This window comes from Polynucleobacter sp. JS-JIR-5-A7, assembly GCF_018687935.1.
Taxonomy (GTDB): Bacteria; Pseudomonadota; Gammaproteobacteria; order Burkholderiales; family Burkholderiaceae; genus Polynucleobacter.
The window spans coordinates 757,601-783,659 of sequence record NZ_CP061308.1; the positions used below are offsets into that span (position 1 = coordinate 757,601).

Below are 26,059 nucleotides of genomic sequence, written 5' to 3' on the forward strand. Positions count from 1 at the left end.
TGTTAAATGCGTGATGAGCTTATAGTGACTCAATTAGTGGCTTATTTAGCCGTTAAACTATCTAACTCAATCACCACGCTGGAGCAATCATGAGCGCACGTCGCCGCTTTATTAAGACCTTTTCCCTGTCTGGAATGGGTATTGTGGCCGCCTCAACTCTAGGTTTTTCTTCGGATGCTGCTGCGCGTAGATTTAAATTTACCAAAGAGCAAGAGGCCTATAGTGGTCCTCACATCATGGTCAAAAATGCCAAGATCCTATCCATTAAGAATAGTGATGGTACAGAGACTATGGGAGTCATTAGTACGAAAGGAGTGATTGACGTTCGTGCTGTTGCGAAGAAACTCAATATCGCGGCTCCATACACTCTGGATCAATTGCTACAAGAGGGTAACGCCACCGCGTTTAATAAGGTGGTTGCTGGCGCAGAAAAGTCTGGCGTGCCTTATTTGTCGGAATCGAAAATTCGCTATGGCAGACTTTTCAAGAATCCAGGCAAAATTATTTGTGTTGGCATTAATTACCGTCAGCATGCAGAAGAGGTGGGTGTCGCTAAGCCAGCGGTTCCAGCCTTGTTTAATAAGTATGACAATAGCTTAGCTGCTCATAATTCTGTATTAGAGATTCCTGCACCCGATGTTTCTTATAAGCTTGACTATGAAACAGAGCTCCTTGTAGTAGTGGGCAAAAAAGGGCGCAATATCCCTGAATCAGAAGCGCTCAATTATGTTGCTGGCTATTGCACTGCAAATGATTTCACCTCACGCGATTTGCAACTCGATCTTCCTGGTGGTCAATGGATGATTGGTAAAACCTTAGATCAATATGCGCCTATCGGGCCAAACTTTGTGACCGCTGATTTAGTGGGCGATCCCAATCAGTTGCAAATTCAGACCTTTGTGAATGGTGAGATGCGACAGAACTCGAATACTTCTGACTTTATTCATAATGTTCAAAGATTGCTCGCCTATATCAGTACTTACTGGACGCTCGAACCTGGCGATATTATTTTCACCGGTACCCCACAGGGCGTGATCGCCAATATGCCCAAGGATCAGCAAGTTTGGTTGAAAAAGGGCGATGTGGTCACCAGCGTTGTAGAAAAGTTGGGAGAGCTCAAATTTACTTTGGGCTAGGGACTATAGCTAGATTCAAGAGTAGGATAGAGTCATAGGGTATCAAAAGCTTAAAAGGGAAAAAAGCTAATGAAGCACAAGCCATTCATCATCCTCGCTGCTCTCATGATTTCTTCATCCGCCTATGCCCAAAGAGAGGGTGGGGGACGAGATATTGGGCATGGCAATAACGGTAACAACGGCTACGGTAACAATAACAACTATGTTGTGGTGCCCTATGACGCTGGTAATGTACCTGGAGCTCCCAATAGCAACCAGCCCGTGACCGTAATGAATGGTCCAAACGGCTCTACTCAAACCCAGGTCGGCACTACCACCTACTATTCCCCTGGCGGAAGTTCTGTGACGAACGGCAATCGCACCATTTATTCCAACGGCAGCAATTGCGTTGTGCAGGGCAATAAAAAGACCTGTAACTAGTTTTGCCGTCAAAAATAGATACGCAATGGATCAAAGAACCGAAATAGAGACTCTGTTGCATGATTTGGGTCAGCCATTGCTTGCTATTCGCTTAAATGCTGAGTTATTAATGCACTCTCTTGGTGAATCGGGCTCTGATCCCATTAAGAAGAAAATCCAGGCTATTTTGCAAGCTAGCCAAGAATCGATGGATATTGCAGCCCAAATTGCCGCTCTAGATAATAATAAATAATCAATTAAATCAATATCTTAAGAAACATTAGCCATAATAATTAGAAATTTCTAGTCATTGAGCTTAAGTTTTGAGTTTATGGGTCGTAAAAGATGGTGAGGGCTTGTAAGTTATGTAGGCTCGGGTTGGATTTTAAGGTTTCATTGCACGATTTGAAAGGATAGCAAGGTTAGAGGAGGTTATATGAATATGCAAATAACACCTTCGGCTGCTGTTTCTAGTTATTCATCAGCCAGCGAATCACAAGCACGCCAAGGGTACTTGGGCGCGTTGGCTGCTGCTTTGCGCAATGGTGATGTAGTTGCTGCTCAACAGGCTTTGATTGAGTTGCGTGGTGTTGGCGGTGGCGTTAGTCCAGATGCTCTGTTTGAAAAGATCGATAACTCCATCAAGTCAAGCCGTACGGATGAAATTAAGTCAGCCTCTTTGGCTCTTGATGAGTACAGAAAATCGGGCCAAGTTGACCCGTATCACAATAGTGAAAAGATGCCTGGTGCTCAAAAAGCACCTTTGCCAGTTCAGTTAATGGCTGCCTCCGGTACAGGCACCCTGGTCAATATCAAGGTTTAATAGCCAATTATCAGGCTCAGTTTCAGGTTAAACCTGGAATCTTGAGAATAAGCCCGAAAAAGTGGCCTTATTCTTCGAATTGAAAATCCCCTCTTTCCTCTACATTGGTAGCTTATTTATCAGGATAGCCAAAGTCCGTCCATTAGCTGGCTGGGGCACCTTTCAACAAGGATCATATGATTGCGACTACTGAGTCTTCTGTGGATTTAAGCACCTCCGAAATCTTTCTTGCGCGCAATTCCGTGTTTGATAGCTCGGGCAGGGTGATGGCCTATGAAATGCTTTTCCGTTCCCGTGAAAGCGTAGATGAAGGGCGACCTGATGATTTAGCAACAAGTACCCAAGTGATTGTCAATTCGATGAGCCACTTTGGTTTAGAAGGCGTGCTCGGTTCAGCCGATGGTTTTATTCATGTCACTGAGAAGTTACTCAAGAGTAATACCCTGGAGATTCTGCCTGCGCAGCGCATCATTTTAGAAATCTTGCCAGACGTTTCTCTCAATGCAGAAATGCTCAAGCGCTTACAAGACCTAAAAACTGCTGGATTTCGGATTGCGCTTGTAGATACTAGCTTGAGCGATGCAACTCCAGCAAAGGGCGTAGTAGAGAATATCGACGCTATTTTGCCTTTGATTGACATTGTTAAGGTAAACCTACAAAACACTTCACCTGAAAATACTGCTGATTTGATGAGCCGGGTTCGTCAATTAGCAAACCCGATTTTTTGGGCAACACTAGTTAAGACTGGTGAAGATTTAGCAGCTTGTAAGGCACAGGGTTTTAGTTTATTTAGCGGACCTTATTTTTCCCAGCCTCTAGTGATGCGCAGTAAAAAACCGCAAGCATTGCAAGTCAGCCTAATGAAAATTGTCGGACTCCTATTTAAGGATGAGGGCATTGCGACTTTAGAGCCTCTGTTTAAGGCCAACCCCGATCTCACATTGGGACTGTTTCGCTTAGTCAATTCTGTTGGTGTAGCAGGGCATTTACAAATTAGTTCGGTACGTCAGGCTTTGGTTACCTTGGGCCAAAAGCAACTATTGCAGTGGATGTTGCTCCTCATCTACACAGAAGCAGGGAATGCCGCTACTTCAGAACTCCAGCGTCGTGTCGTGAACCGTGCCCGTTTAATTGAACTACTCTCACAGCATGAAGATATTACTCAGCCAGGATTAAGTGATCAGGCTTTTGTAGTGGGCCTCCTTTCTTTGGCGCACAAGGTCACCGGTCAAACTTTGGAAGAAGTGCTCAAGCATATTCACCTAGCTGAGCATTTACAAAACGCTCTCTTGCATCATGAAGGTATTTTGGGTCAATTACTCGTCTTAACGGATGCGATTGAGGCAGCTGACTTTGGTCGCATGGAAGCCTCTAGGAGTCACTTGGGAATTTCAGCACAATCTCTCACGGATTTGCAGCTTCAGGCAATCCATTGGACTAATGAGCTTGATCGGCAGATGAGTGCGGTGAAGGGCTGATGTACTGGTAATTTTGTCATTTTCGGCAATTCTGTAGATTTCGTTAGAATGTCATAAAACTAAATTGAGACGGCCTTTATGACATTAATGAAGCACCTACGTATTGCCCTTGCAGATGATCATGCAATCATTCGTGAGGGTCTAGTCCAGGTGCTCAATACACATCCTGGTATCGTGGTTGTGGCCGAGGCTAAGTCAGGCAAAGAGGCTATTAAATTAGCCGATAATCTAGAATTGGATTGTTTGGTGCTCGATATTGATTTGCAGGACCGCAATGGTATTGAGGTCATTAAATCGATTCGTCGCAATAATCAAAAGCTACCGATTCTGGTGCTCTCAATGCATCCACCTTCTCAGTATGCGGCTCGGGTTTTATCTGCGGGTGCCTTGGGCTATATCACGAAGAGTGAACCCACTCAGGAGTTAGTCTTAGCGATTCGTCGCGTCGCAACCGGTGCAAAATATATCAGCCCTGTCGTTGCAGAAATTTTAGCGGAACGCTTTGGGGATGCCCAAACTGCTGCAGACCCGCATCAATGTCTATCTGACCGCGAGCATCAATTTATGATGATGGTGGCTACTGGATTGACCGTTAATGCAATTGCTGAAAAGCTCAGCCTTTCGCCGAAAACGGTCAGCATGTACCGCACTCGTACGCTGAAAAAGATGGGTATGAAAACGAATGCAGAATTAGTGCATTACGCAATTAAAAACAATTTATTGGCTTAATTCGGGTCTTTGCAGTATAAAAGTTGCTATTGGTGTCCCTAATTAATCTAGTTAAACCGCTTTTACAGGTCTTATATTGGAATTGTCTAGACTCAAAGTTTTGTAGTATCTATATTGGATAAACAAGGTTTTCTTACGATCATCGCAATCGCTTTTACAAGTCAAAAATTTAATGCCCAATAGCGATATGCTCTCCCTCTATGAAGCTGTGACTGAAATCAGTCAGCAGATGTTGCAAGCTGCTCGTCAAAAAGATTGGGATGGCTACGGTAAATTAGAGATTTTGTGTCAGGGCTATATTCATCAAATTCCGGTGCACGGTGAGCAAGCTCCGCTTACTCCTGAAGCTCTTGAGCGAAAAATTGCTTGCCTTAAAACTATCTTATCTAACGACAAAGAAATTATGGATTTAATGCAGCCGTGGATGTTGCGCTTGACTGACATCATGAATGGCCAGTCTTTCAAGAAATAAGTAGATCATTCATGGCTATCAATCCGATTGGTGGTATCAATCCAGCAATCGCGCCAACGGCAATCGGGCAGTCTAGCCAGCCTGCCCTCAAGGTAGGTCTAGAGTACGTCGGAAAAATTGTTTCTTTTGATCCTACTGGAACGGCTGAGGTACAAATTGGTGAACAAGTATTCGGCATGAAGCTGGGCAGTAATTTTGTAGTAGGGGATGTACTGCATTTTCGCTTTCTCGGCAGCGATCCAAACCCTACCTTTCTATTATTAAGTACTGGTGCTAATCAATCTGCTTTTGAGAATGTGATTTTGAGCGGCACTAGCTTGCTGATTACACAATTGCAAGAAGAAGCTCAGTTACAAGGGCAGCTTTCGAAGGTAGAGAGTTTGCTGCCCCCTTTAATGCAAAGCCCCCTGAACTCGCAACTCACGGCAGCCCAATTACAAAACGCCATCATCATGAGCGGGCTCTTTTATGAATCCCATCTGGCGAATTTTGCTAAAGGGAAGTGGCCTTTAAATGCATTGATGAAAGAGCCTCAAAATCGCCCTAACTTCAATGCGTCACAAGTTGTGAATAAACAGTTAGATGCTTTGGAGAATCAGACGATTCGCTGGAGCGGCAATATTTGGCCAGGGCAGCCAATGGATTGGCAATTGACTTATGAGGAAGAGCAGTCACCCCGAACGGTCTCAGAGGAAGGTGTCGCTCAAACCATTGTGAGTGTGATTGAGTTAGATTTACCCAACTTAGGTAAAGTGCAGGCTCGTCTGACCTTGCGGGATAAGGCCTTAAGTGTGCAACTTCAAGCAGAGAAGTCGCAGACTGAAAATCTCTTCAAACAAGAATTATCAGATCTCAAGAATACCTTTAATGCTAATGGTCAGGAGCTTAAAGCGATGGAGGTCATCGCACATGGATAAGGCTAAGAATCTACAGCAGGCGGTAGCTTTGACTTATGAGCATGGTGAATTTGCCCCTAAGGTATTGGCAAGCGGGAAGGGCTTAGTGGCCGAGCAAATCATTGCCAAGGCGAAAGAACATCAGATTTATATTCATGAATCAAAGGATCTGGTGGGCTTGCTCATGCAGGTCGATCTTGATGAGAATATACCGCCGGCTTTATATCAGGCGGTAGCAGAAATTCTGGCGTGGCTATATCAGCTCGAAAAGCAGGCTTAGGGAATTACCTGATAGAGTAATGCAATGGATTGCTAAAATATCAGTAGTCAGCATAGTCATTGAGTTTCAAACCTATATTGCATGAATTGAGAATATGTCTGTATCCATTGAGAGCACCCTAATTTTGCAAATGAGCGCTGCTTATAACGCCCATTTTATGCAAAATGCAAATGCCGGAGAAGCCCTAGTGCATATGATGGAGATGTGCAATTCGCTACATCCCAAGCTGAGATCAGTAAACCCTAAAGAGGTATTGGCATTATTCTCGATGGGCAAAACCTTTACCAGCAGAGCGCAGTTACGAAACTTTGCAGTGGATGTGATCGTCTATCTAGTCGGTGATGTTGTGGGTTCTCATTACTCGCGTGCTGAGTTGACTGAGGCTACCCAACAAAAGATAACGAGCTAATTGTCACTATTACACTGGTGACAGGGTATTACACCTGCATATTCATGATGTCGTGATAGGCGGAAACGAGCTTATTACGAACCTGAACAGTTGCTTGAAATGACAGACTGGCCTTTTGTGTTGCTACCATGACATCGGAGAGATTGACGCTATCGTCACCGAGAGCAAAGTTTTTACCTAGCTCAACTGCCTTAGTTTGGCTTTGGTTTACTTGATCAAGAGATGACCTCAGTGCGGTAGCAAAATCAATCGATGGGGCAGACTTTGGGCCATCCCCGTTGTTAATACCCTTAATACTATCTAGGCCCTGAATTGGGGCAGCCAGGTTTGCAGGGGCGGCAGAAGACGCAGCCTTTAATTGGGCCAACATTGCTTGAATACGCCCTGAATCAATAGCGCCGACACTCATGATGGAACTCCTCACTGAAACTTTTCAATGGAAGTAATGTAGCAGTAAAGAATGGCGGCAGTTTTGGCAATAAGAAGGAAAAAAAGGCCTTATTCCTTCAATTGAAATGAAATTTCCCTATTCATAATGACGTCTAAACATCATATTTATTTAGGGCGTATTGGACAAATCATGCAAAAAACAGATCTTATCAGTTTCCAGAATGATCTTCAATCTGCCTTTTCATATCACTAGTAGGTCGGGAAAATTGTTATGGAAAGCTTGTTAGCGCGCTTAAATTTGCAGGGCACTAGTAAAAAAGTGCTGCTGTCCGCGGGTATTGCTGCGGTGATTGCAATCATGGCCGTCTTTTGGATCTGGAGTCAGGGACCTAAATATAAGGTCGTGTTCTCTAATTTCAACGATAAAGATGGCGGTGCCATCGTGTCTGTTTTAGAACAGCAAAACATTCCTTATAAATTAGCGGATGGTGGCTCTTCCATTCTGGTGCCAGCCGAATTGGTGTACCAGACCCGTTTGAAACTAGCAGCTATGGGTTTGCCTAGAGGCGGCAATGTTGGCTTTGAGCTTCTGGAAAACCAAAAGTTTGGAGTTTCTCAATTTGTAGAACAGGTCAACTTTCAACGTGCCTTAGAGGGTGAATTAGAGCGTAGTATTCAATCCATCTCTGGGGTTGAGGGTGCTCGAGTCCATTTAGCCATCCCTAAAACGTCCGTGTTCGTGCGTGATGCCCAAAAACCAACGGCATCCGTTTTAGTGAAGTTAATGCAAGGTCGTACCCTAGACCAAAATCAGGTCAGTGCAATAGCCCATTTAATTTCTAGTAGCGTCCCAAATTTAAGTCTAGCTAGCGTTGATATCGTTGATCAGACTGGTAGCTTGCTTTCTGATGCCAAAAAGGGTGGTTCAAAAACTCTAGATGCAAACCAACTCAAATATGTTGAAGACTTGCAAAAAAATATTGTGTCGCGAGTACAAGCGATTATTACTCCGATTGTGGGCGAGAAAAATGTGCGGGCTGAGGCGAATGTCGAAATTGATTTTTCAAATACCGAAGAGGCTAATGAAATTTACAAGCCAAATCAAAAGCCTGAGGTTGCCGTTATACGTAGCTTGCAGACTAATGAATCGATTGTGCCTTCAGGATCGACCAATGGTGGCGTACCAGGTGCTTTAAGTAATCAGCCTCCCGCAAATGCAACTGCTCCTCTGAACACCACTAATAATGCAGCTCCTGGCGGCGCTGCTGCTGGTGCCGGCGCCGGAGCCAATAATGCTGCTGCTCAAAATCCGATGAGCACGCAAAGAAATTCGATTACGAATTATGAAATTGATAAAACGATCTCGTTTACCCAAAAATCCATGGGCGGGGTGAAGCGTTTATCAGTAGGTATCGTTGTTAATAACAAGGCTGATGTTGATGCTGAAGGCAAGCCTACTACACGCCCTTTAAATGATGCTGAAAAGCAGCAGATTATCGATTTGGCCAAACAAGCAATGGGCTTTAATGAAACGAGAGGCGATACTTTAAGCGTGGTGAACACCCCATTTACCCCTGCTAAAGAGGCTGATGTATCTGAATTACCTGTCTGGAAAGATCCTGTGTATATCGAAATGGCCAAAAATATTGGTCAAATTCTGGTCGGCTTAATCGTGCTATTCATTATGTATCGCAAAGCAATTAAACCGATGCTAGCCAATTTATTGGCGCCAGATGAGGCCCCGACTACGCTTGATGATAGTCTTGACGAAAATGGCAGACCCATACCAAAATTGACGCCATATCAAAAAGACCTCAAGACCATTCAAGCTTTGGCTAAGGAAAATCCAAAAGTAGTAGCTGATGTGGTTGCGGGTTGGGTAGGAAATAGCTAATGGCAACAAATCCAAACGAAAGTAGCGTTCTTAAAGCTGCTATTTTGATGTTAGCTCTCGGCGAAGAGGGCGCATCACAGGTGATGAAGCACGTCTCTCCACGAGATGTGCAAAAGTTGAGTGCCGTCATGACTACCCTACGCAGGGTTGAGCAGGCTACGGTAGCTGATACGCTACGGGATTTTTTTAGCTATGCTGGTGAAGGTGCCTCTCTTAATATTGACACCGATTCGTTTACCCGCAATGTCTTAACCCAGGCATTGGGGCAAGAAACTGCCTCAGGTCTATTTGAGCGCATTCTAGAAAATAAAGATTCAGAGGGTATTGATAACCTCAAGTGGATGGATGCAACAGCTGTCGCTGATCTTATCCGTTATGAGCATCCTCAAATTATTGCCACGATTTTGGTGCATCTTGAGCCTGAGCAGGCTTCTCAAATTCTGACTTTATTTAATGAGGATTTACGCAAAGATACGATGTTGCGTATTGCTACTTTGGAAGAAGTGAAACCACAAGCACTCAAAGAGTTAAATGTGGTACTGGCCCGTTTATTGAGTGGAGCTCAGACTTCCACTAAAAAACAAATTGGTGGCATTCGTGCGGCTGCAGATATCATGAACTATATTGGCCAAGCTCCACAGCAAGTGCTGATGGATCGTATTAAAGAATACGATATTGAAATTGCAGAAAAGATTAATGATGAAATGTTTACCTTTGACGACATCATCAACATTGATGATCGTGGTATTCAGACCATCTTGCGTGACGTTCAATCTGATGCCTTGGTAACTGCTCTCAAAGGCGCTAGTGCTGAGTTGCGTGAAAAGATCTTCAAGAATATGTCATCTCGTGCAGCTGATATGATGCGCGACGACTTAGAAAACAAAGGCCCTGTCAAACTTTCTGAAGTGGAAGCACAGCAAAAAGAAATTCTGATTGTTGTCAGGGGCTTGATCGAAGATGGCTCAGTGATGTTGCCAGGTGCCGGAGGCGGTGAGGATTACCTCTAATATGGAAACTTCTCGCGCCTGGCCTAAAGCAATAGGCGAATCCTTTTTTACTGATCTGATCCCAACTAAGCCGGCTGTTAAGCCCGAACCTAGTCCTGCTCAATCGATGAGTTTTTCTCCTGAGAAAATCAAGGAGATTTTGGATAAAGCCTATTTGGATGGCTATGACCGTGGCATGAAAAGCGGTCACGAAGCCGGTATGAATATGGCGAATGAAAAATTGGCAGTTGAACAAGCCGATTTGAAGAATCTGATGAATGGATTTTCGAATACCGCCAAAGAGAAAAGTAAGGTCTTGTGTGAAGATGTATTAGCTTTATCTCTAGATATTGCTAAAGCAATGCTCAAAGAGCATCTCAAGATTAATCAAGAAGCCATCTTACCCATATTGCGACAAGCTACCAATAGCCTGATTGATAGCGAAGGACCACTCCATCTCAAGTTAAACCCTGAAGATGTACAGATTGTGCAGAAATACTTGCAAGCTGAATTAAGTAATTGGCAGATAGAAGAAGATATTCGGATTGAGCGTGGCGCTTGCATCATTGAAACATCAGGCAACACCGTAGATGCTACGCATGAAAATCGCTGGCGCTTAATTTGTGATGCCTTAGGTCAGAACCATGATTGGCTGGTGGAGAAATCATGAGCATCGCGAACCCCTTAGATTCAATCGGCAGTGATCATCCTCACCTGAATCTAGATGGGCTTCTCAGTAATTATTTACGTCATTGCTCTAGCGCAGTATCGACTGTCGATAATGTTGAAGTGGCTGGACGTGTCACGAAGGTGACTGGTTTAGTGATTGAAGCGGGCGGCATATTTTTACCGATTGGTAGTGTTTGCGTGATTCCAATGGGTGATGGACAGCAGGTTGAAGCCGAAGTCGTTGGCTTTGATCATGGACGCTTATTTTTGATGCCTCAAAGCAATATCGAAGGTATTGCTCCATCCGCTAAAGTGATCTTGAAGTCTATGCCAGTGCGTACTTCACAATTTCATAAGCCCTTTGATCTCAATGACGATTCTAATCAGAGTGAAACTCGTGTAACCCGCTTGCCAGTGGGCGATCATCTCTTGGGTCGTGTACTTGATGCCGCAGGCGTGCCTTTAGATGGCTTAGGCCCTCTACAGGCGGATCATTTTGCTCCTTTGCAGTCAGAGCCGATTAATCCTTTAAAGCGTGCTCCGATTGACACTATTTTAGATGTTGGTGTGAAGGCAATTAATAGTCTGCTGACAGTAGGACGTGGTCAGCGGATGGGCCTATTTGCAGGCTCCGGCGTTGGTAAAAGTGTGCTGCTTGGCATGATGGCCCGCTATACCGATGCTGATGTCATCGTCGTCGGCTTGATTGGTGAGCGTGGCCGCGAAGTAAAAGAATTCATTGAGCATATTTTGGGTGAGGTTGGTTTGGCACGCTCCGTGGTGATTGCAGCGCCTGCGGACGCTTCACCCCTCATGCGTTTGCAAGGCGCAAATTATTCAGCCACGATTGCAGAACATTTCCGTAGTCAAGGTAAACATGTATTGCTGATCATGGATTCATTAACCCGCTTTGCCATGGCGCAACGTGAAATCGCTTTGGCTCTCGGTGAGCCGCCTGCAACTAAGGGTTATCCGCCTTCGGTATTTGCAAAACTCCCTAAGCTGGTTGAGCGTGCTGGCAATAGTGATGTTGGTGGTGGTTCGATTACTGCTTTTTATACTGTCTTGACAGAAGGTGATGACCAACAAGATCCGATTGCCGATTCAGCACGAGCGATTTTAGATGGCCATATTGTCTTGGATAGAACTTTAGCCGAAGCAGGGCACTATCCAGCCATTGATATTGAGCAGTCGATTAGTCGCGTCATGCATAGTATTGTGGATACACAACATCAACAATCGGCTCGTAAGCTCAAACAGCTCAGCTCGAAATATAGTCGTAATCAAGATCTGATCAATGTGGGTGCTTATGTACCTGGAGCGGATGCCGTTTTGGATGAAGCGATTCAGAAACGCATAATGATTGAAAGCTTCTTGCAGCAAGATTTTGCGACACAGTGCAACACCCAAGAAAGTATTGAACAGCTTAATCAGATTATTACGCAGCAAGGCTAAGCATGGCGAATACTTTGAATGGCATGAATACCCTCTTAGAGCTTTCTAAGCGAAATCTGGATAAGGCAGCCGAAAGATTAGCTAAAGCGAATCGTGATGTTGCGCAGGCACGTGAACAAGAAACTCGCTTGCAAACCTATCGCGATGAATATATCGCTCAGCGTAATGCTTTATCACTTGAAGGGGTTAGCGCTACTGATCTGCAAAATTACATGCTCTTCTTGAAGAATTTGGATCAGGCCATCGTTAGTCAGGGCGGTGCTATTCATCAATACGAAGAAATCGTCAAACACCATTTAGCGTACTGGCAAAAATGTCAGGCTAAAAAAAGATCATACGAAGTCATCATTGAAAGAAATCAATTGCAGATGCAAAAGTTAGCGAATAGGCGCGAGCAGAAGCAAATGGATGAGTTCAGTAGCAATCAACGCCGCTTTTTATCGGCCAATCACTCTGGTGCATAAAAAAGATCGCCATGAATATTGACCTCAAAGCGCAAACCCAATCCTTGCTCAACAATAGTGTTGGGCAGGAGGCTGGCGGATCGTCTAATGCCAAAGCGGGTGCAGCGACTTTGCCCATCTTTAGTCAATTGCTTTCTTCTCAAGTCAAAGTATTTCAAGATCTGGATGCTAAAAACACGGTGAATACCGCGCAATTACTTTCACCTAATGTCGTGCAGGCTAGCAAATTACAAGCTAAAGACAATCCTCACCAGGAAGAGGTGAGGGCTGCTGTGAGTAGGCAAGCCGATGCCTTTATCAACATTGCTAAGGCAGGCGAGATCCATTCTGTGCAGACAAGCACAGCGCAAAATCCTCAGAGTACGCAGCCTCGTAATGAGTTCCCTTTTGCCAAGCTAGCTGAAATGCAAGCGCAAGCCAAAAATATGCGGGTGATTTCGAGAGAGCCGGGGTTGAATACTGATGCTGAGATTCTGCAAGCGCAGGCTAGACGCCAAGGTCCCACCCAAGCGCTATCCAAAAATGCGACGTTTGAGATGCCAGAGAAAGATCAGTTGGCAGCTAAAAAGAGTACAAATCTAGCAACCGAGGCGATTACTGCCATGGGAATCTCTGCATCAGAAAATCAGGGGCAAGGCAGTCAAGCGGATACTGGTGGTGAATCAGAGTTTGGTAATGCACCTATTCAAGCCAATACGGTGCATGGTCAAGTGCATGCCCAGTTTGGTTCTTTACAGTGGAGCGAGGAGATCTCACAGAGAATGATTTTGATGGTTGGTGCTAATATGCATTTAGCTGTTTTAAATCTCAATCCTGACAATCTTGGACTTCTAAAAATTGTGATTACCGTTAAAGATCATCAGGTGAATGCGACTTTTGTATCGAACAATGCCGATGTACGCCAAGCCTTGCAAGACGGCTTAGAGCATTTGCGTAGCTCGATGAGTCAAGCAGATCTCGTTTTGGAGCAGGCGGATGTCCGCTCTGGGCTTAGTTATGAAGAGAGTCAAGCGAGCGCTCTAGCTTCTCAGGTCGAGTCTGGCGCCAATTTTGACCTTTCATCAGAACATCAAAATGCTTTGAGCCAAGTGCTCAATGATCAAGCACCCAAGGGTAGCAAAGCTCAGGGCCTGCCGATGCAGTACGATGGCACTGTTAGCGTATTCGTCTAATTTTTATGGCTATTTATCAACTCATCTACGTCAGCTCTGCTACAGAGACTTTTACTCGAGAAAAGTTTCTGGATATGGCTTTTGTGATGAGCAGTGAAAATACCAAGGTGGGTATCACTGGTATGTTGGTATTTAAGGATGGTAATTTCATGGAAGTCCTCGAAGGTGAGGAGTTGGCTGTGAAAGGACTTTTTGGCAAAATTGAGCAAGATTCTCGTCACACCCTAGTAAGCGTGATCCAGGAGGGTGAAATTAGCACCCGTGAGTATCCTAGTTGGGCAATGACTTTTTATAACCCTCAGACTGAGGAATATGAGCATGTTGGCTCGCCGATTCAGTGGCAGGACAAACTTTGAAACTGGTCATGAATAGTCAAAACATCCGTCTAGAGCCTGCCCAAAATTCAGAATTGAGGGCAAAAACCCCCTTTATTCTCCGATTTGAATCCTGCCCATCCCCCTAAAATAAGATGATGACTAATTTAGGCAACCTACCTAGCTCTTTTGGTAATTCACTGAACTCCGGCTTTCTAGCTAAAGGGGTTTCCGCTGAATTTCATGGCGCACCCACAAATAGCAAATCTTCTGTGGGCGAGCCTTCATCCAGTTTTATGGATGGATTAGGTAGCTTTTTAGGTAAAACACTATCGGGTGGTTTAGCAGTTGCCTCCGTTGCCATGCCTGGCGCCTCTTTGGGTATTTCTAAATTGGGTGATGCAGCAGCCAGTACTTTATTACATGGTTTACTGAGCTCGCAAACTTCGAGTGCTCCTAAAAATGAGATGTCTGCGTTAGCTGGTATGGCTGCTTCTGCTGGTCAAATGATGCCACGTCACCCTTATCAAGCTCAGCCTACTGCTTTCCCAGGGGCTAGTTTCATTACTTCGGCCTAAGTTTCACTGAATACTCCCTTTTAAGGGAATTTAGTCTCCAGTAATCCTCTTAAGAAGCTTCAAAAATAGCCTCTAAACGCTTTTATAAGGGGTGTTTCTCCCTCTTTTCTAAGTATCTAGTGTCATCAATTCCATTGATAATAAGGAATAATTTTCACAATGGAGCGGTAAATGGCAGAGAACGAACAACCGGTTAAGCCCAAATCTAAAAAGATGTTATTCATCATCCTAGGTGTGGTGCTCGCATTGGCCATCGGTGGCGGGGCGGCTTACTATTTCTTGGTCATGAGAGCCGATTCTAAGTCGGCAGAATCCTCCAAGCCAAAGGTTCCAGAACTCCAGATTTTTGTACCTTTGGAAGTGTTCACAGTGAACTTGCGCCCTGAGAGTACAGAGCCGCAACAATACCTACAAACTACTTTGAACTTACAAGTGCCTTCTGAAGAGATGAGCGCCAGTTTGAAAGCGCGTATGCCAGAGTTGAGAAGTCGTATTTTGTTAATTCTCACCAATAAAAAAGCTTCAGAAATCACTTCAGTTGAAGGTAAGAATGCCTTGATGACTGAAATTATTGAGCAACTTCAAAAACCATTTAGCGGCAGTGAGACAGAGCAAAAGATCACTGGCGTCTATTTTACTTCTTTTATTATTCAGTAAGTAAGAGCCCATCATGGCAGATGAGAATCTCACCGAAGGTGAACTTGACGAGCTGTTAAAAGACGTTGAGCTCACTGAAGAGCAAAAAAATGCTCAAATGCAGGAACAAAGCCTGCAGGGTGCACCAGCGAAGACTTTTAATTTAGGCACCCAAGAGCGCCTAGTTCGTGGCCGTATGCCCACGATTGAAACGGTTCATGAACGTTTTATTCGTTTGCTGAGAATTACCGCCTCTAACTTATTTGGCACGCTAATAGAAGTAAAGACCTCAGCAACAACAACCTGTAAGTATGGTGAGCTACTATCCAAACATAGTCAACCAAGCAATATTAATTTGATCAAACTCAAACCACTGCGTGGTACTGGTTTGTTGATCATCGATCCCAATTTGGTGTTGTACACCGTTGACAATCTTTTTGGTGGCGGAGCCCGTTTCCCAGTGTCCATCGAGGGTCGCGAGTTCACGGCTACTGAGATGCGGATTGTGGGTACCTTATTAAAGACTTTCTTTGCTTCATATCAAGAAGCATGGGCCCCGGCCTACGAGATCGAATGTGATCACGTGAGCTCAGAAATGAATTTGTCATTTGTGAATATCGCTATGGCAAGTGAATTGATGTCAACCACTACATTTACACTGGTGATTGGTGAAGCCAGCTACGAGATTGACTTATGCATCCCCTATATGATGCTCGAGCCAATCATGGATATTCTGACATCCCAGACTCAGGGCATGGTTGCTGAGCATGATCATGTTTGGGAAGAGACCTTACTTCAACAAGTAGAAGCAGTTGAAGTAGAGGTGGTTGCTAATTTAGGCAATAAAACCATGCTGATGGAAGAAATCATTGCCTTAAAGAGCGGCGACGTGATTCCCTTCCCTTATTCAGCAGAAATACCGGTAACGGTAGATAACGTGCCTGTCTTATCTTGCCGTTATGGCATTTATAACAATCAATACGCATTGCGAGTTGAAAAACTCTTGAAACCTGACGCATCTGAATATATTAAAGGAGCCAATGATGGCAAATGAAATTGAATCCGGCAATCAAACGGGTGCCGAAGTGTTTAACGAGTTGGAAGGGGCCGACAAGTCCCTGCCACAGGAAAAGGATTTGGAATTCATTAAAGATATTCCGGTTCAATTCTCGGTAGAAATCGGCCGCACCAAAATTCCAATTAAGTCACTTTTGCAACTCACACAGGGCTCTATTGTTGAATTAGATGCTGCCTCTGGCGATTTGATGGATATCCTCGTCAATGGCACGATGATTGCTAAAGGCGAAGTGGTCGTGATTAATGAAAAGTTTGGTATTCGCCTGACTGAAATCATTACCCCAATTGAGCGTATTCGCAAGCTTAATAAATAAATCAATTAATCATCAAACCATACAAGCCCTATAAGCCAGAAAACAGCACGATGACCATCTTGAAAACTCGCAACTGGGCAATACTCGCAAGCTTCTTCTTTGCTGAAGTAGCGCTAGCTCAGGTTACTCGTGTTCCAGAGTCTGACGGTGGACCATTTCGTGTGATTCTGGGTTTGTTATTGGTATTAGCCTTAATCGCTGGTTTAGCGTGGGCGATGAAAAAACTTAATCATGCCAAGATTGGCAATCAATCGGTTGCCAAAATTGTCGGTGGCGTGAGTGTCGGTCCGCGTGAGCGTGTGGTAGTCGTTGAAATTGGTGGCAATTGGGTGGTTGTTGGCGTGGCTTCAGGTCAAGTCAATAGCTTGGCCAACTTTAAGATGGCAGATCTTGACTTTAGTGATGGCTACGATGAAGCGCCATTCTATGAAGATGAGTCAACACCAACTGCTAAGCAGGGTGGTCGTGAGCAACGCCAACCCGAGCCCCGTTTTCAATTCAGATCTGAATTTGATGAAGAGCAGTCACCTCCTTCGTCTAAGTTTCAAGAAGAGCCGCGCAATATGCAAAGTAGTTTTAAACCTCAAACCAATTCTGCCAAGTTTCATAAAGAAAATGTGAAGCGTTTTTTACGCAAGGTCCTCAAAGTAGGTGATGGCAATGAATGATCTTAATGAAATGAAGCCCATCCATCTCAATGCCAAGACTGTATTTTGGGCGCTGTGCTTGGGCTTTGCCTTGGCTTGTATTTTCTACACGATTCCCAGTTATGCAGCGAATAATTCATCATTGAATGTTTTATCCAGCTCCGCTGGACCTGGTGGCAGTCAAAACTACAGCTTGAGTCTGCAGACTCTGATTCTGCTGACCTCTTTATCTTTTTTGCCAACCGTTTTATTAATGATGACCAGCTTTACCCGCATCATTATTGTGCTTTCACTCTTGCGTCAGGCGATTGGTGCGCAAGCAACCCCACCAAACCAAATCTTATTAGGCTTAGCGCTATTCTTAACCTTCTTTGTGATGGGCCCGGTGTTTGATCGAGTCTATAACGAGGCGTATCAGCCGCTCAATGAAAACAAGATTACGATGCAGCAGGCTTTAGAAAAAGGTTCAGTCCCGATTAGAGAGTTCATGCTCAAACAAACCCGCGAAACCGATCTGGCTTTATTCTTAAATATGTCTGGCAAGAAAGTCGCCTCACCTGAAGATATTCCGATGAGTGTTTTGGTCCCTAGCTTTATGACTAGTGAGTTAAAAACCGGCTTTCAGATTGGCTTTAGTATTTTTATTCCTTTTTTGATTATTGATATGGTGGTCGCCAGTGTGCTGATGGCCATGGGCATGATGATGGTCTCGCCGGCGATTATTTCCTTGCCCTTTAAGCTGATGCTATTCGTGTTGGTAGATGGTTGGCAGCTACTATTAGGCTCCTTAGCAGCTAGCTTTGCATCCTAAGTGGTGGCAGCAAAAACTAAATAATCAAACAGATAAAAAATAGAAAAAATAAATAATAGGACCAGGACAAAAGTCATGACACCAGAATCAGTAATGAATATCGGGCGCCTTGCAATGGAGACCACCTTACTGGTCGGCGCACCTTTGCTCTTAGTTTCTCTGCTAGTCGGTTTGATTATTTCGGTATTTCAAGCAGCCACTCAAATTAACGAAGCGACTTTGTCTTTTATTCCAAAGCTGCTGGGTATCTTGCTGACACTCCTCATCGCAGGGCCTTGGATGATCTCAGTATTAGTGACCTATATGCGGGGTATGTTTAGTAATTTCTCGCTCTTGATGGGCTAACACCATTCATTCTTACCCATGCTGACGCTCAATAGCGAACTCATCCAAGCTTGGGTTGTCACGATCTTAATACCGCTCACGCGGATTCTGGGCTTCGTAGCCATTGCACCGTTTTTTGGTAATCAAGCAGTCTCACCGCAAATTAAAGTGGCTATGGGCATTTTGCTCGCCATGGTGATTGCGCCTGCAGCACCAGTAATGCCAGACATTGACTTACTCTCCTTGAGTGGTGTTTTGATTGTTGCCGAGCAATTGATCATAGGCTTGGCAATCGGTTTTATGGCGCAGATTATCTTTAGTGCGATTGAGTTTGCCGGGCAGGTGAGTGGTATGACTATGGGCTTTGGTTTTGCAACCAATTACGATCCTCAGTCAGGCGGCACAACCGTGGTGATTAGTCAGCTCATGGGTATCTTGGCACTCTTAGTTTTCCTAAGCATGAATGGCCACTTGATCATGATTTCTGCATTGCTGCAGAGCTTTTATGACTTCCCCGTCACAGCACAAGCCCATATGGTGGATGGCATGATGATTGCACTGTGGGGCGCTAAGCTATTCAGTATCGCTTTGCAACTCTCACTACCCATTGTGGCGACTTTACTCATCACTAACCTAGCTTTAGGTATTTTGACAAGATCATCACCGCAGCTCAATATTTTTGGTATCGGCTTTCCACTAACCCTATTGGTTGGATTCTTGGTAATCATGTTGATGCTACCCACGCTAGCTGCCCCTTATCAAATCGTGATCGAGCAGGGGATTGAGGCGAGTAAAAATATGCTGAAGTTGAGGTGATGTTTGGATGTGGAAAAATAGCTAGCCTTATGCGGCATTGAACACTATCCCCCCAATATATGGATCTATAAACCGGCATATAGTAAGTCTTTAAGTTATTGATATTGCTTTATATTTACATCTAAATTACAATAACCATATGGACATTAAAGGCCGCATCTTGCAATCCCTTCGCCCGCGTCGAGATGGGCTTTTGTTGCGCTTAGACACCAAGTCTCTTGGCAGCCCTAGTCAAGTGTCTTATGCCCTGCGTTCTTTGGTTGATAGTGGCCTCATTGAAAAGCTAGATCGAGGTGTTTACGCTAAGCCTTCTAAGGTGTTGGAATTGGGTAAGGAAGCGTTGCTAGCAAGTGCTTCTTTGAGAGTAAAAAACTTGCGCGATCAATTCATACGCCTCAGTAAGCGAACTCGTTTGACGCCAACTGCTCGGTATGTCAAGAGTTTGGCAAAAAGTGAGGGCGTTAGATTTAATCCCATCTATGCAGATCGTTGGGCGAGTTCAGTTACTAAGTTAGCCGGCGATGAAGTAATGAGTGACGCAACCGATGATTTACTAGTCGCTCTTACACGCTCAGGAAAAATGACCCCCAAAGATATGGTGGCACTGGTAATCAAACACCATAAAGACCTCAAGCGTGTTTGATCCATTTGGAGATTATGCTTCACGTGGTTATCTGCGCAACACCGCTGGCGAAAAAGATATAGAAATCATTAAAATTGCGGAGCACGAACTATTTCGTGCTCAGTTACCAATTGCTTTGGATTTTTTAGCACAATGCAAAAGAATTGAGTACTCTGATTTTTTGGAGGTTCACCGCATTCTATTTTTAGGTCTTTATCCTTGGGCTGGTGAAGATCGAAATACGCTTTTGCCAGATAGGTCCATCAGCAAAGGTGAGGTGTACTTTTGCCACCCAAAAGATTGTCAGCGTGCGATTGAGGAGGGGCTTTCATCCGCTCAAGACAAACAACAAATGGCAGTAAGGCCAGGATTTATTATGGGCATGTTTGCATTTGGTCACCCATTTCTAGATGGCAATGGACGTGCCATGCTCCTTGTTCATGCTGAGTTATGTTTTCGTGCGAATATGTCGATTGATTGGATTGCTACTGACAAGACTGCTTATCTAGAGGCATTAACTCGTGAAATTGAATATCTCCATTCTGGTGCTTTAGATCAATATTTGCGCCCATTCATTGGTGAGAAAATTCACCGAGATAAGTGGTTGGAATGTATATCAATCTTGCCAGGCCTTGATGGGGTCAATGCAGGGGTAGATTCTTCAGCGCAATATCCGGATCCGCAAGTGGCTGAGAGTTACCAAGCTTTCGAACGTCGGCGTGACTATAAGCTTGCAAGCTAGATAACCAGCCAGCTATTCAAAACAGCCTATGAATACAACCTTCCAAAAAGCCTTCACCCTTCACCAGCAAGGCGAAGTAGAGCAAGCAAAATTACTTTACGAAGATATTTTCCAAAATGATCCCAATCATTTTGACGCTCTGCATAAGCTCGGAGTGGCAGTTACCGATGAAGATCCTTCAAGAGCAGTGCAGTGTACCCGGGCTACTTGTGCAAATTGACGCGCAATGAATGCCACTATTTGAACTCTCCATGTTAGGCATTGATTTTTACCCAACCAACAGCCTTGCCAGCATAAATAATATTCTATACAATACTATTGATAGTGTTATTAATGGGGTGATAATGGGTACCGTCGTAGCAAATAATTTAAAAACTAAGGGCATAAAAGCCATTGAGGAAGCTTTACTAGATCAACTAGAAGCGCCTGTATCTGTGCGTGGACAGGTGAAGTATGTGGTGATGAGCCAGGAGCAATATCAGTATTTACGTGAATGCGAACTGGAGGCTGCACTAGCTGAATCCAGGGCTGATTTGGCGGGTGGACGCTTTGTTAAAGAAACCGTGGCTCAGCATATTAAACGTCTTAAGCAAATCAACAAGTCAGCCTAATGAGTTGGCAGTTAATCTTTACTGAGCAATACAACCGGCGTGCTGCAAAGTTTCTAAAGCGTCATCCTGATGTGGAAACACAGTATGCCAAAGCATTAGAACTGTTAGAGCTCAATCCCCATCATCCTTCTCTGCGTCTTCATAGTTTGTCTGGAAGGCTTGATGGCTTACAAAGCATTTCGATCAATCTGAAATACCGAGTCACTATTGAAATGATTATTACTGAACATGAGATTGTTTTGATCAATGTTGGTGATCATGAAGCGGTTTATTAAACTAGCTACTGAGTGATTCAATAAAGCACATGAGTACATCCTTCGAAAAAGCCTTCATATTTCACCAGCAAGGTGAAATAGAGCAAGCAAAATTACTTTACGAAGATATTCTTCAAAATGATCCCAATCATTTTGATGCTCTGCATATGCTCGGAGTGGCAGTTACCGATGAAGATCCTTCAAGAGCAGTGCAATTACTCTCCAAAGCGCTTGAGATCAATTCAACGATGCCAGAGTGCTTTAATAATGCAGCCCATGCGCTGATGAAGCTGGGGCAGCATGCTTTAGCACTAGAGTGCTGCCGTCATTCCATCGCACTTGAAGCTGGAAATTGGACCACATACGCGAATGCTGCAGAGGCGTTACGTAATCTCCAGCGCCAAGAGGATGCCTTGGTGTCGATTAATGCCGCTATTAGTATTGCGCCAACCATGGCTAAGCTCTATTCCAACCGAGGCAATCTCTTTAAAGAGCTGGGGCAGTATGAACAAGCATTACTAGAGTATCAAACAGCGATTGAGCTAGACCCAGGAGACGCTACTTTCTACGTCAATCGAGGGTTGGCATATCAAGATTTAAACCTGATTTATCCTGCGATTGAGAGTCAAGAAAAGGCGATTGCTCTAGACCCTCAGTTAGGAGCGGCACACGATAACCTGGCAAAGCTGTACTTACTCAATGGTAATTTGCAATCGGGTTGGGGTATGTATCACTGGCGCTGGAAAGGCCTTAGCCTGACAATCCAGCCCTTAAAAACTAGCAAGCCAAAGTGGCGAAACGGTAGCACAGCCAAAAAACTATTAGTTTGGGCAGAGCAGGGCGCAAGTGAGCATATCCTCTTTGGCAGCTTACTCTTAGAGATGCAGCGATTAGTGCCAAATCTATTGGTGCAGATTGATCCGCGTTTAATGCCGATTTTTGAACGCTCGATGCCAGAAATTACCTTTTATTCTGCAACAGAAATCGTAGATGAATCGCTCTACGATGCTCATATCGCCTTAGGGGATCTACCGGGACTTTTTAGAAATCAAATCGATGATTTTCTGAATGTCAAACTTCAGTATCTCAAGCCAAAATTTGAGCAAAGAAACCTCATTAAAGAAACGGTAGCCAAGCAAGATGAGTTGCTCATTGGCATTTCTTGGAAAGAAGAAGATTACTCAGCCAATAAATCAAGCAATTCCAACAAAACAAACAACATAGAGCTTACTCAATTAGTCTCTTCTTTAAACATGCCTGGCATTAAATTCGTGAATTTACAACAGGGTATTAGTAATCAAGAGCTTGCAGATCTTCAGTCCAAACTGATGATCCAGGTTTATGGATATGAGCAGCTTAGTAGTTCATTGGGTTTTGATGACTTAGCAGCACTAGTTAGCGCATGTGACATCATCATCTCAGTAGATAATGAAGTAGCTCACTTGGCAGGTGCTATGAATATCCCTTGTTGGGTCTTATTACCCAAGGCGCCTCATTGGCGTTGGCTATCAGGAGTGACTTTAAGTCCTTGGTATCCAAGCTTAAGGCTTTACCGACAAGAGCAGCAGGGCGTTTGGGATGCGCCTCTAGATAAAATCCGCCATGATCTGGTACCGCTATTAAAGCAGTCTACTCAATACAACTGAGCAAGGTAATTAATGCATAGCACAAAGCAATACACCTAAGCTACTGCTTAGGTGTATTGAATATCAATCGAATTGAGAATTACAGAATTAAGCAGTGTGCTTCATTGGTTCTGCAGCCTCAGCTGGTGCTGCTATGGTTCCAGCTGTTCCCTTGTTGTAAGGGCCTAAGATAACTTCCATTGATGCAATGACCAGGGGAAGATACTCAAAATTCTGTGACTGAATGGCGCCATTGAGAATCTGAATGTTAGTGCTGTAGATTGTCTTGAGCATGGTGCGGTGTTGAGAATGTAATTTCTCATTGAGGTTCTCTTGCACCCACTGTAAGCCTTCAGCGATTTCTAATAATCTTTTGTGATTAGTTACAGGATCAAATTCACCAGCCATGATACGTTTGACCATGCTGATGACAGATTCAAACCAGCGTTTTTCAAAGCTTGCACCAGTCAGATTATTATCAACTGACACATAAGCATTAATGGCGTTTTTGCTATTAAACATGATGGTCTCTCGTTATCCGTTATTTTGTGTTCTTAGTTAAAAGTATTCTATCTGAAACCCCTTTGATTTGTATGAACTAATGGTGAAATGATCATTAGCGCAAATCAAAGGGTATCAGGGTTCAAATTAACGGAATATTGACAAAATTGCAGCCGCTGCGGTGTTCATTTGACTCACCAAATAGTAGTCAACGCTTTGCTGAGTATTCAATTGTTGTAGATTAGCCTGCAAAGCAGTCGGATCAATATTGGCAATCTTATCAATTGTCTTTTGCATGCCATTTCCAATATTAGTGGCATTTTTCAATTGAGCTTCTAGGCCAGCCATTGCGGCTGAGAGAGAGGCTTGCGCTGTAGATACCGTATCAATTTGTCCGGTAATAATCTGACTTGCTCTGTTTGCATTAGCAATTGCAGAGTTCTGGGTATTCCAAGTCATTACTGGTTTTTCAGATGCAGAAGAGGAGACATTGTCTAAAGCTAAGACGCCGCCACCTAAGTCAAATGCGGTGAAAAGTGAATGGATTTCTGAAATTTTGCCAGCCACAGTACCGCCATTGGCATCGCTATTGGAGAAAACACCATATACGTTGCCTGTATCGCCAGAGTTAATGGCATTTTTAAAGGCATCCAGGACTTGTTGGTTGGTAGTAGTTTGACTTGCAGTAAAAGTAAGGCCATTAATGGTCACGCTATCACCAGGAAACAAGTTTGCATTACCAGCTAACAAGCTTGAGTTTGTAAAGGTGAGTGTGTTTCTGTAGGTAGTATTACTTGTAGAGCTTACCAGTGAAAGACTTCCAGCAGTAGCAGGGGTAGTTCCTGTCGTTAAAGGATCGGCCGTTGTCAAACTAAAGGTGTTAGCAGAAAGAACGCTTGCGCTTATGCCTGCAGCTGAGCCACCAGTGAGTTTTGTGCCAGTATTGGCATTGACACCTGCTCTTAAGATTGAAGTAGTTACTGAGCTTGCGCTGCCAGTACCATTGTTCAGAGTCTGAATAGTGTAGCTAGCATTTACCAGTGAAGTAGGGATGGCGCCTAAGCCTGCAGCAACTGAAGGATCATAGCTTAAGGTAAGGCTAGTTGTGGAGCCACCACAATTGACTGGATTATTTTTGATGCCAGATGTTAATGAGCCCGTAAAAGCTCCATAACTTGGGTTAGGAGTCGATGCATTCGTGATTTTTGCTAGGAATGCAGCGGTTACTTGCTCAGCAGTAACGTTTGTATTTGCAGTAAATGTTAATCCGCCAGCAGTAAAAGTATCTGTATTTTTTAAGCCAACAAAAGTTAATTTTTCTTGCTGTACTACTGCGTCGATATTATTTGTAAATGTACCAATACTAGGATCAGGTATCACTCCACTATTAACATAGGCAACGATTGCAGCAGTGACTTGTTGTGGAGATATTCCTCCCGCACTATTTCCTGGTCCAGGGCCAGCAGTGAAGGTTAAATTGCCAATCCTAATGGAATTGCCTTGGGCCATATTGGCAGTAGACAGTGCTATGGTTTGTGTTTGAGTGCCTGACACTTTACTCAAAACTAGTTGCGCCACAACCCCATCGCCACCACTATTGGTGCAAGTAAGCACGGCATTGCTAGCACTTGTTCCTACAGCTCTTGTAATGGTACCAGACCAATTTCCGTAGGTAGTTGTTGCCGAGCTACTAGTCATCTTAGCAGCAAAAGCAGTTGCCAGTTGCGAACCAGTCATATCGCTGGTCAATTGTAAAGTTAGACCGTTAGCAGTAAAGCTAGCACCAGCATTGAGATTGGGGAAGGTGATTGTTTCTACTTGAGTAGCTGAACTAGTTCCCGTTGTAGTAATTGTAGTAGTGGGTGTTGTTGCTGTCGGCGGATTACCAGAGTTGGAAGTAATCGTACTGACCGGTGTTGTTAGATTGCTTACTGGAAAGTGTAGGTCATCAATTTGTAAACCAGTAATGAGCAAATCTTTTAAGTTGTCTACTAAGGTTTTAACGTTAGTTGCAGATACTTGGGTCTGGGAATCAGCAGTACCATCAATACCAGTCGTAATTTGTAGACCAAAGTCCGTATTTAGCAGATTTGCGCCATTCACACTTGCGCTAGTAACTAACTGATCTATTTGGTTAATCAAATTTTGAAAAGTTTGATTCAGGCTATCTCGATCGCTGGATGCAAAGCCTGCGCTTGAAGCCTGGGTTGCTAAGCCTTTTAATTGAGACAGAATATCTGAGACTGAACTTAATGCTGATTGAGCAACATTAATTGCGCTGCCAGCATCGGTTAAATTTTTGCCAACCGACTTATAGCCCTCTACCTGAGCAGTCAGGCGGCTAACAACGCCACTCTCCGCTGCATTGAGGGTAGCTTTGCCAGAGGCGAGCTGTTCTTGGGTTTCAACGATACCCTTTTGAACCTCATTCACGGCCTGTGTCAGAGTTGAAGCTAGCGAAGTAATTGTATTGCTCATGATATTTTTCCTTAAATATCCAATCTTTTTATGTAAAATCCAGGTAGCAATTCT

General features: G+C 44.1%; 34 protein-coding genes. 31 read left to right on the forward strand and 3 right to left on the reverse strand.

All coding sequences use genetic code 11. From position 1 onward, the window contains the following. Nucleotides 1-89: 89 nt before the first annotated feature. From AOC29_RS03885 to AOC29_RS03930, 10 genes are all read left to right on the forward strand, one after another. Entirely contained in the window at nt 90-1,136 is a 1,047-nt protein-coding gene (locus tag AOC29_RS03885) for a fumarylacetoacetate hydrolase family protein (protein ID WP_251370062.1), read from the forward strand. Between the two features lie 69 nt (nt 1,137-1,205). After that, a complete protein-coding gene (locus AOC29_RS03890) occupies nt 1,206-1,556 on the forward strand; it encodes a hypothetical protein (protein ID WP_088524989.1) in 351 nt (116 codons plus the stop codon). Nucleotides 1,557-1,581: 25 nt separating this feature from the next. Continuing rightward, a complete protein-coding gene (locus AOC29_RS03895; protein ID WP_088524988.1) occupies nt 1,582-1,788 on the forward strand; it encodes a hypothetical protein in 207 nt (68 codons plus the stop codon). Between the two features lie 183 nt (nt 1,789-1,971). Continuing rightward, on the forward strand, nt 1,972-2,358 hold the full coding sequence (locus AOC29_RS03900; protein ID WP_215296724.1) for a hypothetical protein: 387 nt from the start codon (nt 1,972-1,974) through the stop codon (nt 2,356-2,358). A 176-nt stretch (nt 2,359-2,534) separates the two neighbouring features. Further along, complete coding sequence (locus AOC29_RS03905) at nt 2,535-3,836, forward strand: EAL and HDOD domain-containing protein (RefSeq protein WP_215296725.1); 1,302 nt, start codon at nt 2,535-2,537, stop codon at nt 3,834-3,836. 78 nt (nt 3,837-3,914) lie between these two features. Beyond that, nucleotides 3,915-4,565 (forward strand): response regulator transcription factor, encoded by a 651-nt coding sequence (locus AOC29_RS03910; protein ID WP_215296726.1) that lies wholly within the window; start codon nt 3,915-3,917, stop codon nt 4,563-4,565. A 172-nt stretch (nt 4,566-4,737) separates the two neighbouring features. Further along, entirely contained in the window at nt 4,738-5,037 is a 300-nt protein-coding gene (locus tag AOC29_RS03915; RefSeq protein WP_215296727.1) for a flagellar protein FliT, read from the forward strand. A gap of 11 nt (nt 5,038-5,048) precedes the next feature. Next, a complete protein-coding gene (locus AOC29_RS03920) occupies nt 5,049-5,954 on the forward strand; it encodes a flagellar hook-length control protein FliK (protein ID WP_215296728.1) in 906 nt (301 codons plus the stop codon). Next, entirely contained in the window at nt 5,947-6,213 is a 267-nt protein-coding gene (locus tag AOC29_RS03925) for an EscU/YscU/HrcU family type III secretion system export apparatus switch protein (RefSeq protein ID WP_088524982.1), read from the forward strand. Before AOC29_RS03920 ends, AOC29_RS03925 begins: the two co-directional genes overlap by 8 nt. Before the next feature lie 94 nt (nt 6,214-6,307). Next, nucleotides 6,308-6,622: a hypothetical protein gene (locus AOC29_RS03930; RefSeq protein ID WP_088524981.1), complete on the forward strand. Its 315-nt coding sequence runs from the start codon at nt 6,308-6,310 to the stop codon at nt 6,620-6,622. Between the two features lie 28 nt (nt 6,623-6,650). Here AOC29_RS03930 and fliE read toward each other — a convergent pair whose 3' ends face one another. After that, nucleotides 6,651-7,031 (reverse strand): flagellar hook-basal body complex protein FliE, encoded by a 381-nt coding sequence (fliE, locus tag AOC29_RS03935; protein ID WP_215296729.1) that lies wholly within the window; start codon nt 7,029-7,031, stop codon nt 6,651-6,653. Nucleotides 7,032-7,283: 252 nt separating this feature from the next. Between fliE and fliF the strand changes: the two genes are divergently transcribed. From fliF to AOC29_RS04040, 21 genes are all read left to right on the forward strand, one after another. Beyond that, nucleotides 7,284-8,906, forward strand: coding sequence for a flagellar basal-body MS-ring/collar protein FliF (gene fliF / locus AOC29_RS03940; protein WP_215296730.1), 1,623 nt, complete (start codon nt 7,284-7,286; stop codon nt 8,904-8,906). Then, complete coding sequence (fliG, locus tag AOC29_RS03945) at nt 8,906-9,916, forward strand: flagellar motor switch protein FliG (RefSeq protein WP_088524978.1); 1,011 nt, start codon at nt 8,906-8,908, stop codon at nt 9,914-9,916. Before fliF ends, fliG begins: the two co-directional genes overlap by 1 nt. A gap of 1 nt (nt 9,917) precedes the next feature. Then, a complete protein-coding gene (locus AOC29_RS03950) occupies nt 9,918-10,565 on the forward strand; it encodes a FliH/SctL family protein (protein ID WP_215296731.1) in 648 nt (215 codons plus the stop codon). After that, nucleotides 10,562-12,019: a flagellar protein export ATPase FliI gene (gene fliI / locus AOC29_RS03955; protein WP_215296732.1), complete on the forward strand. Its 1,458-nt coding sequence runs from the start codon at nt 10,562-10,564 to the stop codon at nt 12,017-12,019. Before AOC29_RS03950 ends, fliI begins: the two co-directional genes overlap by 4 nt. Nucleotides 12,020-12,021: 2 nt before the next feature. Further along, nucleotides 12,022-12,483: a flagellar export protein FliJ gene (gene fliJ, locus AOC29_RS03960; RefSeq protein WP_215296733.1), complete on the forward strand. Its 462-nt coding sequence runs from the start codon at nt 12,022-12,024 to the stop codon at nt 12,481-12,483. 11 nt (nt 12,484-12,494) lie between these two features. After that, the gene (locus tag AOC29_RS03965; RefSeq protein ID WP_215296734.1) at nt 12,495-13,655 is read left to right on the forward strand and encodes a flagellar hook-length control protein FliK; all 1,161 of its coding nucleotides are present in this window, start codon (nt 12,495-12,497) and stop codon (nt 13,653-13,655) included. Between the two features lie 5 nt (nt 13,656-13,660). Then, a complete protein-coding gene (locus AOC29_RS03970; protein WP_088524973.1) occupies nt 13,661-14,011 on the forward strand; it encodes a BLUF domain-containing protein in 351 nt (116 codons plus the stop codon). A 113-nt stretch (nt 14,012-14,124) separates the two neighbouring features. Then, nucleotides 14,125-14,547 (forward strand): hypothetical protein, encoded by a 423-nt coding sequence (locus tag AOC29_RS03975; RefSeq protein WP_215296735.1) that lies wholly within the window; start codon nt 14,125-14,127, stop codon nt 14,545-14,547. A gap of 171 nt (nt 14,548-14,718) precedes the next feature. Beyond that, nucleotides 14,719-15,204 (forward strand): flagellar basal body-associated protein FliL, encoded by a 486-nt coding sequence (gene fliL / locus AOC29_RS03980; RefSeq protein ID WP_215296736.1) that lies wholly within the window; start codon nt 14,719-14,721, stop codon nt 15,202-15,204. A gap of 13 nt (nt 15,205-15,217) precedes the next feature. After that, entirely contained in the window at nt 15,218-16,237 is a 1,020-nt protein-coding gene (fliM, locus tag AOC29_RS03985; RefSeq protein ID WP_215296737.1) for a flagellar motor switch protein FliM, read from the forward strand. Continuing rightward, nucleotides 16,224-16,574 carry a flagellar motor switch protein FliN gene (fliN, locus tag AOC29_RS03990; RefSeq protein WP_088524969.1) on the forward strand — a complete coding sequence of 117 codons (351 nt, stop codon included), beginning with the start codon at nt 16,224-16,226 and terminating at the stop codon, nt 16,572-16,574. The genes fliM and fliN overlap by 14 nt, the downstream gene beginning before the upstream one ends. Nucleotides 16,575-16,624: 50 nt before the next feature. Further along, the gene (gene fliO, locus AOC29_RS03995) at nt 16,625-17,242 is read left to right on the forward strand and encodes a flagellar biosynthetic protein FliO (RefSeq protein WP_215296738.1); all 618 of its coding nucleotides are present in this window, start codon (nt 16,625-16,627) and stop codon (nt 17,240-17,242) included. A gap of 10 nt (nt 17,243-17,252) precedes the next feature. Then, nucleotides 17,253-18,032 carry a flagellar type III secretion system pore protein FliP gene (gene fliP / locus AOC29_RS04000; RefSeq protein ID WP_215297340.1) on the forward strand — a complete coding sequence of 260 codons (780 nt, stop codon included), beginning with the start codon at nt 17,253-17,255 and terminating at the stop codon, nt 18,030-18,032. Nucleotides 18,033-18,107: 75 nt separating this feature from the next. Beyond that, nucleotides 18,108-18,377 (forward strand): flagellar biosynthesis protein FliQ, encoded by a 270-nt coding sequence (gene fliQ, locus AOC29_RS04005; RefSeq protein ID WP_088524967.1) that lies wholly within the window; start codon nt 18,108-18,110, stop codon nt 18,375-18,377. A gap of 18 nt (nt 18,378-18,395) precedes the next feature. Further along, nucleotides 18,396-19,172 (forward strand): flagellar biosynthetic protein FliR, encoded by a 777-nt coding sequence (gene fliR, locus AOC29_RS04010; RefSeq protein ID WP_215296739.1) that lies wholly within the window; start codon nt 18,396-18,398, stop codon nt 19,170-19,172. A gap of 139 nt (nt 19,173-19,311) precedes the next feature. Further along, nucleotides 19,312-19,815 (forward strand): DUF4423 domain-containing protein, encoded by a 504-nt coding sequence (locus tag AOC29_RS04015; RefSeq protein ID WP_215296740.1) that lies wholly within the window; start codon nt 19,312-19,314, stop codon nt 19,813-19,815. Beyond that, nucleotides 19,808-20,536: a Fic family protein gene (locus tag AOC29_RS04020; RefSeq protein ID WP_215296741.1), complete on the forward strand. Its 729-nt coding sequence runs from the start codon at nt 19,808-19,810 to the stop codon at nt 20,534-20,536. The genes AOC29_RS04015 and AOC29_RS04020 overlap by 8 nt, the downstream gene beginning before the upstream one ends. Before the next feature lie 28 nt (nt 20,537-20,564). Beyond that, nucleotides 20,565-20,756: a hypothetical protein gene (locus tag AOC29_RS04025; RefSeq protein WP_215296742.1), complete on the forward strand. Its 192-nt coding sequence runs from the start codon at nt 20,565-20,567 to the stop codon at nt 20,754-20,756. A gap of 10 nt (nt 20,757-20,766) precedes the next feature. Then, the gene (locus tag AOC29_RS04030) at nt 20,767-21,147 is read left to right on the forward strand and encodes a hypothetical protein (protein WP_215296743.1); all 381 of its coding nucleotides are present in this window, start codon (nt 20,767-20,769) and stop codon (nt 21,145-21,147) included. After that, nucleotides 21,147-21,422, forward strand: a complete 276-nt coding sequence (locus tag AOC29_RS04035) for a hypothetical protein (RefSeq protein ID WP_215296744.1) — start codon at nt 21,147-21,149, stop codon at nt 21,420-21,422. Before AOC29_RS04030 ends, AOC29_RS04035 begins: the two co-directional genes overlap by 1 nt. Nucleotides 21,423-21,451: 29 nt before the next feature. After that, the gene (locus AOC29_RS04040) at nt 21,452-23,047 is read left to right on the forward strand and encodes a tetratricopeptide repeat protein (RefSeq protein ID WP_215296745.1); all 1,596 of its coding nucleotides are present in this window, start codon (nt 21,452-21,454) and stop codon (nt 23,045-23,047) included. An 87-nt stretch (nt 23,048-23,134) separates the two neighbouring features. Here the strand turns inward: AOC29_RS04040 and AOC29_RS04045 are convergent, their stop codons facing one another. Together AOC29_RS04045 and AOC29_RS04050 are read right to left on the reverse strand one after the other, a co-directional pair. Beyond that, nucleotides 23,135-23,548 carry a hypothetical protein gene (locus AOC29_RS04045; RefSeq protein ID WP_088526022.1) on the reverse strand — a complete coding sequence of 138 codons (414 nt, stop codon included), beginning with the start codon at nt 23,546-23,548 and terminating at the stop codon, nt 23,135-23,137. Between the two features lie 126 nt (nt 23,549-23,674). Then, a complete protein-coding gene (locus tag AOC29_RS04050; protein WP_215296746.1) occupies nt 23,675-26,005 on the reverse strand; it encodes a flagellin in 2,331 nt (776 codons plus the stop codon). Nucleotides 26,006-26,059: the final 54 nt, after the last annotated feature.

Excerpts from the sequence above, each read along its gene's own strand:
- AOC29_RS04050 (WP_215296746.1), bottom strand. The coding sequence starts at position 26,005 with ATGAGCAATACAATTACTTCGCTAGCTTCAACTCTGACACAGGCCGTG.
- fliQ (WP_088524967.1), top strand. The coding sequence starts at position 18,108 with ATGACACCAGAATCAGTAATGAATATCGGGCGCCTTGCAATGGAGACC.
- AOC29_RS03975 (WP_215296735.1), top strand. The coding sequence starts at position 14,125 with ATGATGACTAATTTAGGCAACCTACCTAGCTCTTTTGGTAATTCACTG.
- AOC29_RS03900 (WP_215296724.1), top strand. The coding sequence starts at position 1,972 with ATGAATATGCAAATAACACCTTCGGCTGCTGTTTCTAGTTATTCATCA.
- fliF (WP_215296730.1), top strand. The coding sequence starts at position 7,284 with ATGGAAAGCTTGTTAGCGCGCTTAAATTTGCAGGGCACTAGTAAAAAA.
- AOC29_RS04045 (WP_088526022.1), bottom strand. The coding sequence starts at position 23,548 with ATGTTTAATAGCAAAAACGCCATTAATGCTTATGTGTCAGTTGATAAT.
- fliJ (WP_215296733.1), top strand. The coding sequence starts at position 12,022 with ATGGCGAATACTTTGAATGGCATGAATACCCTCTTAGAGCTTTCTAAG.
- AOC29_RS04025 (WP_215296742.1), top strand. The coding sequence starts at position 20,565 with ATGAATACAACCTTCCAAAAAGCCTTCACCCTTCACCAGCAAGGCGAA.
- fliE (WP_215296729.1), bottom strand. The coding sequence starts at position 7,031 with ATGAGTGTCGGCGCTATTGATTCAGGGCGTATTCAAGCAATGTTGGCC.
- AOC29_RS04030 (WP_215296743.1), top strand. The coding sequence starts at position 20,767 with ATGCCACTATTTGAACTCTCCATGTTAGGCATTGATTTTTACCCAACC.
- AOC29_RS03895 (WP_088524988.1), top strand. The coding sequence starts at position 1,582 with ATGGATCAAAGAACCGAAATAGAGACTCTGTTGCATGATTTGGGTCAG.
- AOC29_RS03915 (WP_215296727.1), top strand. The coding sequence starts at position 4,738 with ATGCCCAATAGCGATATGCTCTCCCTCTATGAAGCTGTGACTGAAATC.
- AOC29_RS04040 (WP_215296745.1), top strand. The coding sequence starts at position 21,452 with ATGAGTACATCCTTCGAAAAAGCCTTCATATTTCACCAGCAAGGTGAA.
- fliI (WP_215296732.1), top strand. The coding sequence starts at position 10,562 with ATGAGCATCGCGAACCCCTTAGATTCAATCGGCAGTGATCATCCTCAC.
- AOC29_RS03950 (WP_215296731.1), top strand. The coding sequence starts at position 9,918 with ATGGAAACTTCTCGCGCCTGGCCTAAAGCAATAGGCGAATCCTTTTTT.
- fliN (WP_088524969.1), top strand. The coding sequence starts at position 16,224 with ATGATGGCAAATGAAATTGAATCCGGCAATCAAACGGGTGCCGAAGTG.
- AOC29_RS03965 (WP_215296734.1), top strand. The coding sequence starts at position 12,495 with ATGAATATTGACCTCAAAGCGCAAACCCAATCCTTGCTCAACAATAGT.
- fliP (WP_215297340.1), top strand. The coding sequence starts at position 17,253 with ATGAAGCCCATCCATCTCAATGCCAAGACTGTATTTTGGGCGCTGTGC.
- fliO (WP_215296738.1), top strand. The coding sequence starts at position 16,625 with ATGACCATCTTGAAAACTCGCAACTGGGCAATACTCGCAAGCTTCTTC.
- fliL (WP_215296736.1), top strand. The coding sequence starts at position 14,719 with ATGGCAGAGAACGAACAACCGGTTAAGCCCAAATCTAAAAAGATGTTA.
- AOC29_RS03925 (WP_088524982.1), top strand. The coding sequence starts at position 5,947 with ATGGATAAGGCTAAGAATCTACAGCAGGCGGTAGCTTTGACTTATGAG.
- AOC29_RS04035 (WP_215296744.1), top strand. The coding sequence starts at position 21,147 with ATGAGTTGGCAGTTAATCTTTACTGAGCAATACAACCGGCGTGCTGCA.
- AOC29_RS03920 (WP_215296728.1), top strand. The coding sequence starts at position 5,049 with ATGGCTATCAATCCGATTGGTGGTATCAATCCAGCAATCGCGCCAACG.
- AOC29_RS03885 (WP_251370062.1), top strand. The coding sequence starts at position 90 with ATGAGCGCACGTCGCCGCTTTATTAAGACCTTTTCCCTGTCTGGAATG.
- fliR (WP_215296739.1), top strand. The coding sequence starts at position 18,396 with ATGCTGACGCTCAATAGCGAACTCATCCAAGCTTGGGTTGTCACGATC.
- fliM (WP_215296737.1), top strand. The coding sequence starts at position 15,218 with ATGGCAGATGAGAATCTCACCGAAGGTGAACTTGACGAGCTGTTAAAA.
- AOC29_RS03970 (WP_088524973.1), top strand. The coding sequence starts at position 13,661 with ATGGCTATTTATCAACTCATCTACGTCAGCTCTGCTACAGAGACTTTT.
- AOC29_RS03890 (WP_088524989.1), top strand. The coding sequence starts at position 1,206 with ATGAAGCACAAGCCATTCATCATCCTCGCTGCTCTCATGATTTCTTCA.
- AOC29_RS03930 (WP_088524981.1), top strand. The coding sequence starts at position 6,308 with ATGTCTGTATCCATTGAGAGCACCCTAATTTTGCAAATGAGCGCTGCT.
- AOC29_RS03905 (WP_215296725.1), top strand. The coding sequence starts at position 2,535 with ATGATTGCGACTACTGAGTCTTCTGTGGATTTAAGCACCTCCGAAATC.
- fliG (WP_088524978.1), top strand. The coding sequence starts at position 8,906 with ATGGCAACAAATCCAAACGAAAGTAGCGTTCTTAAAGCTGCTATTTTG.
- AOC29_RS03910 (WP_215296726.1), top strand. The coding sequence starts at position 3,915 with ATGACATTAATGAAGCACCTACGTATTGCCCTTGCAGATGATCATGCA.
- AOC29_RS04015 (WP_215296740.1), top strand. The coding sequence starts at position 19,312 with ATGGACATTAAAGGCCGCATCTTGCAATCCCTTCGCCCGCGTCGAGAT.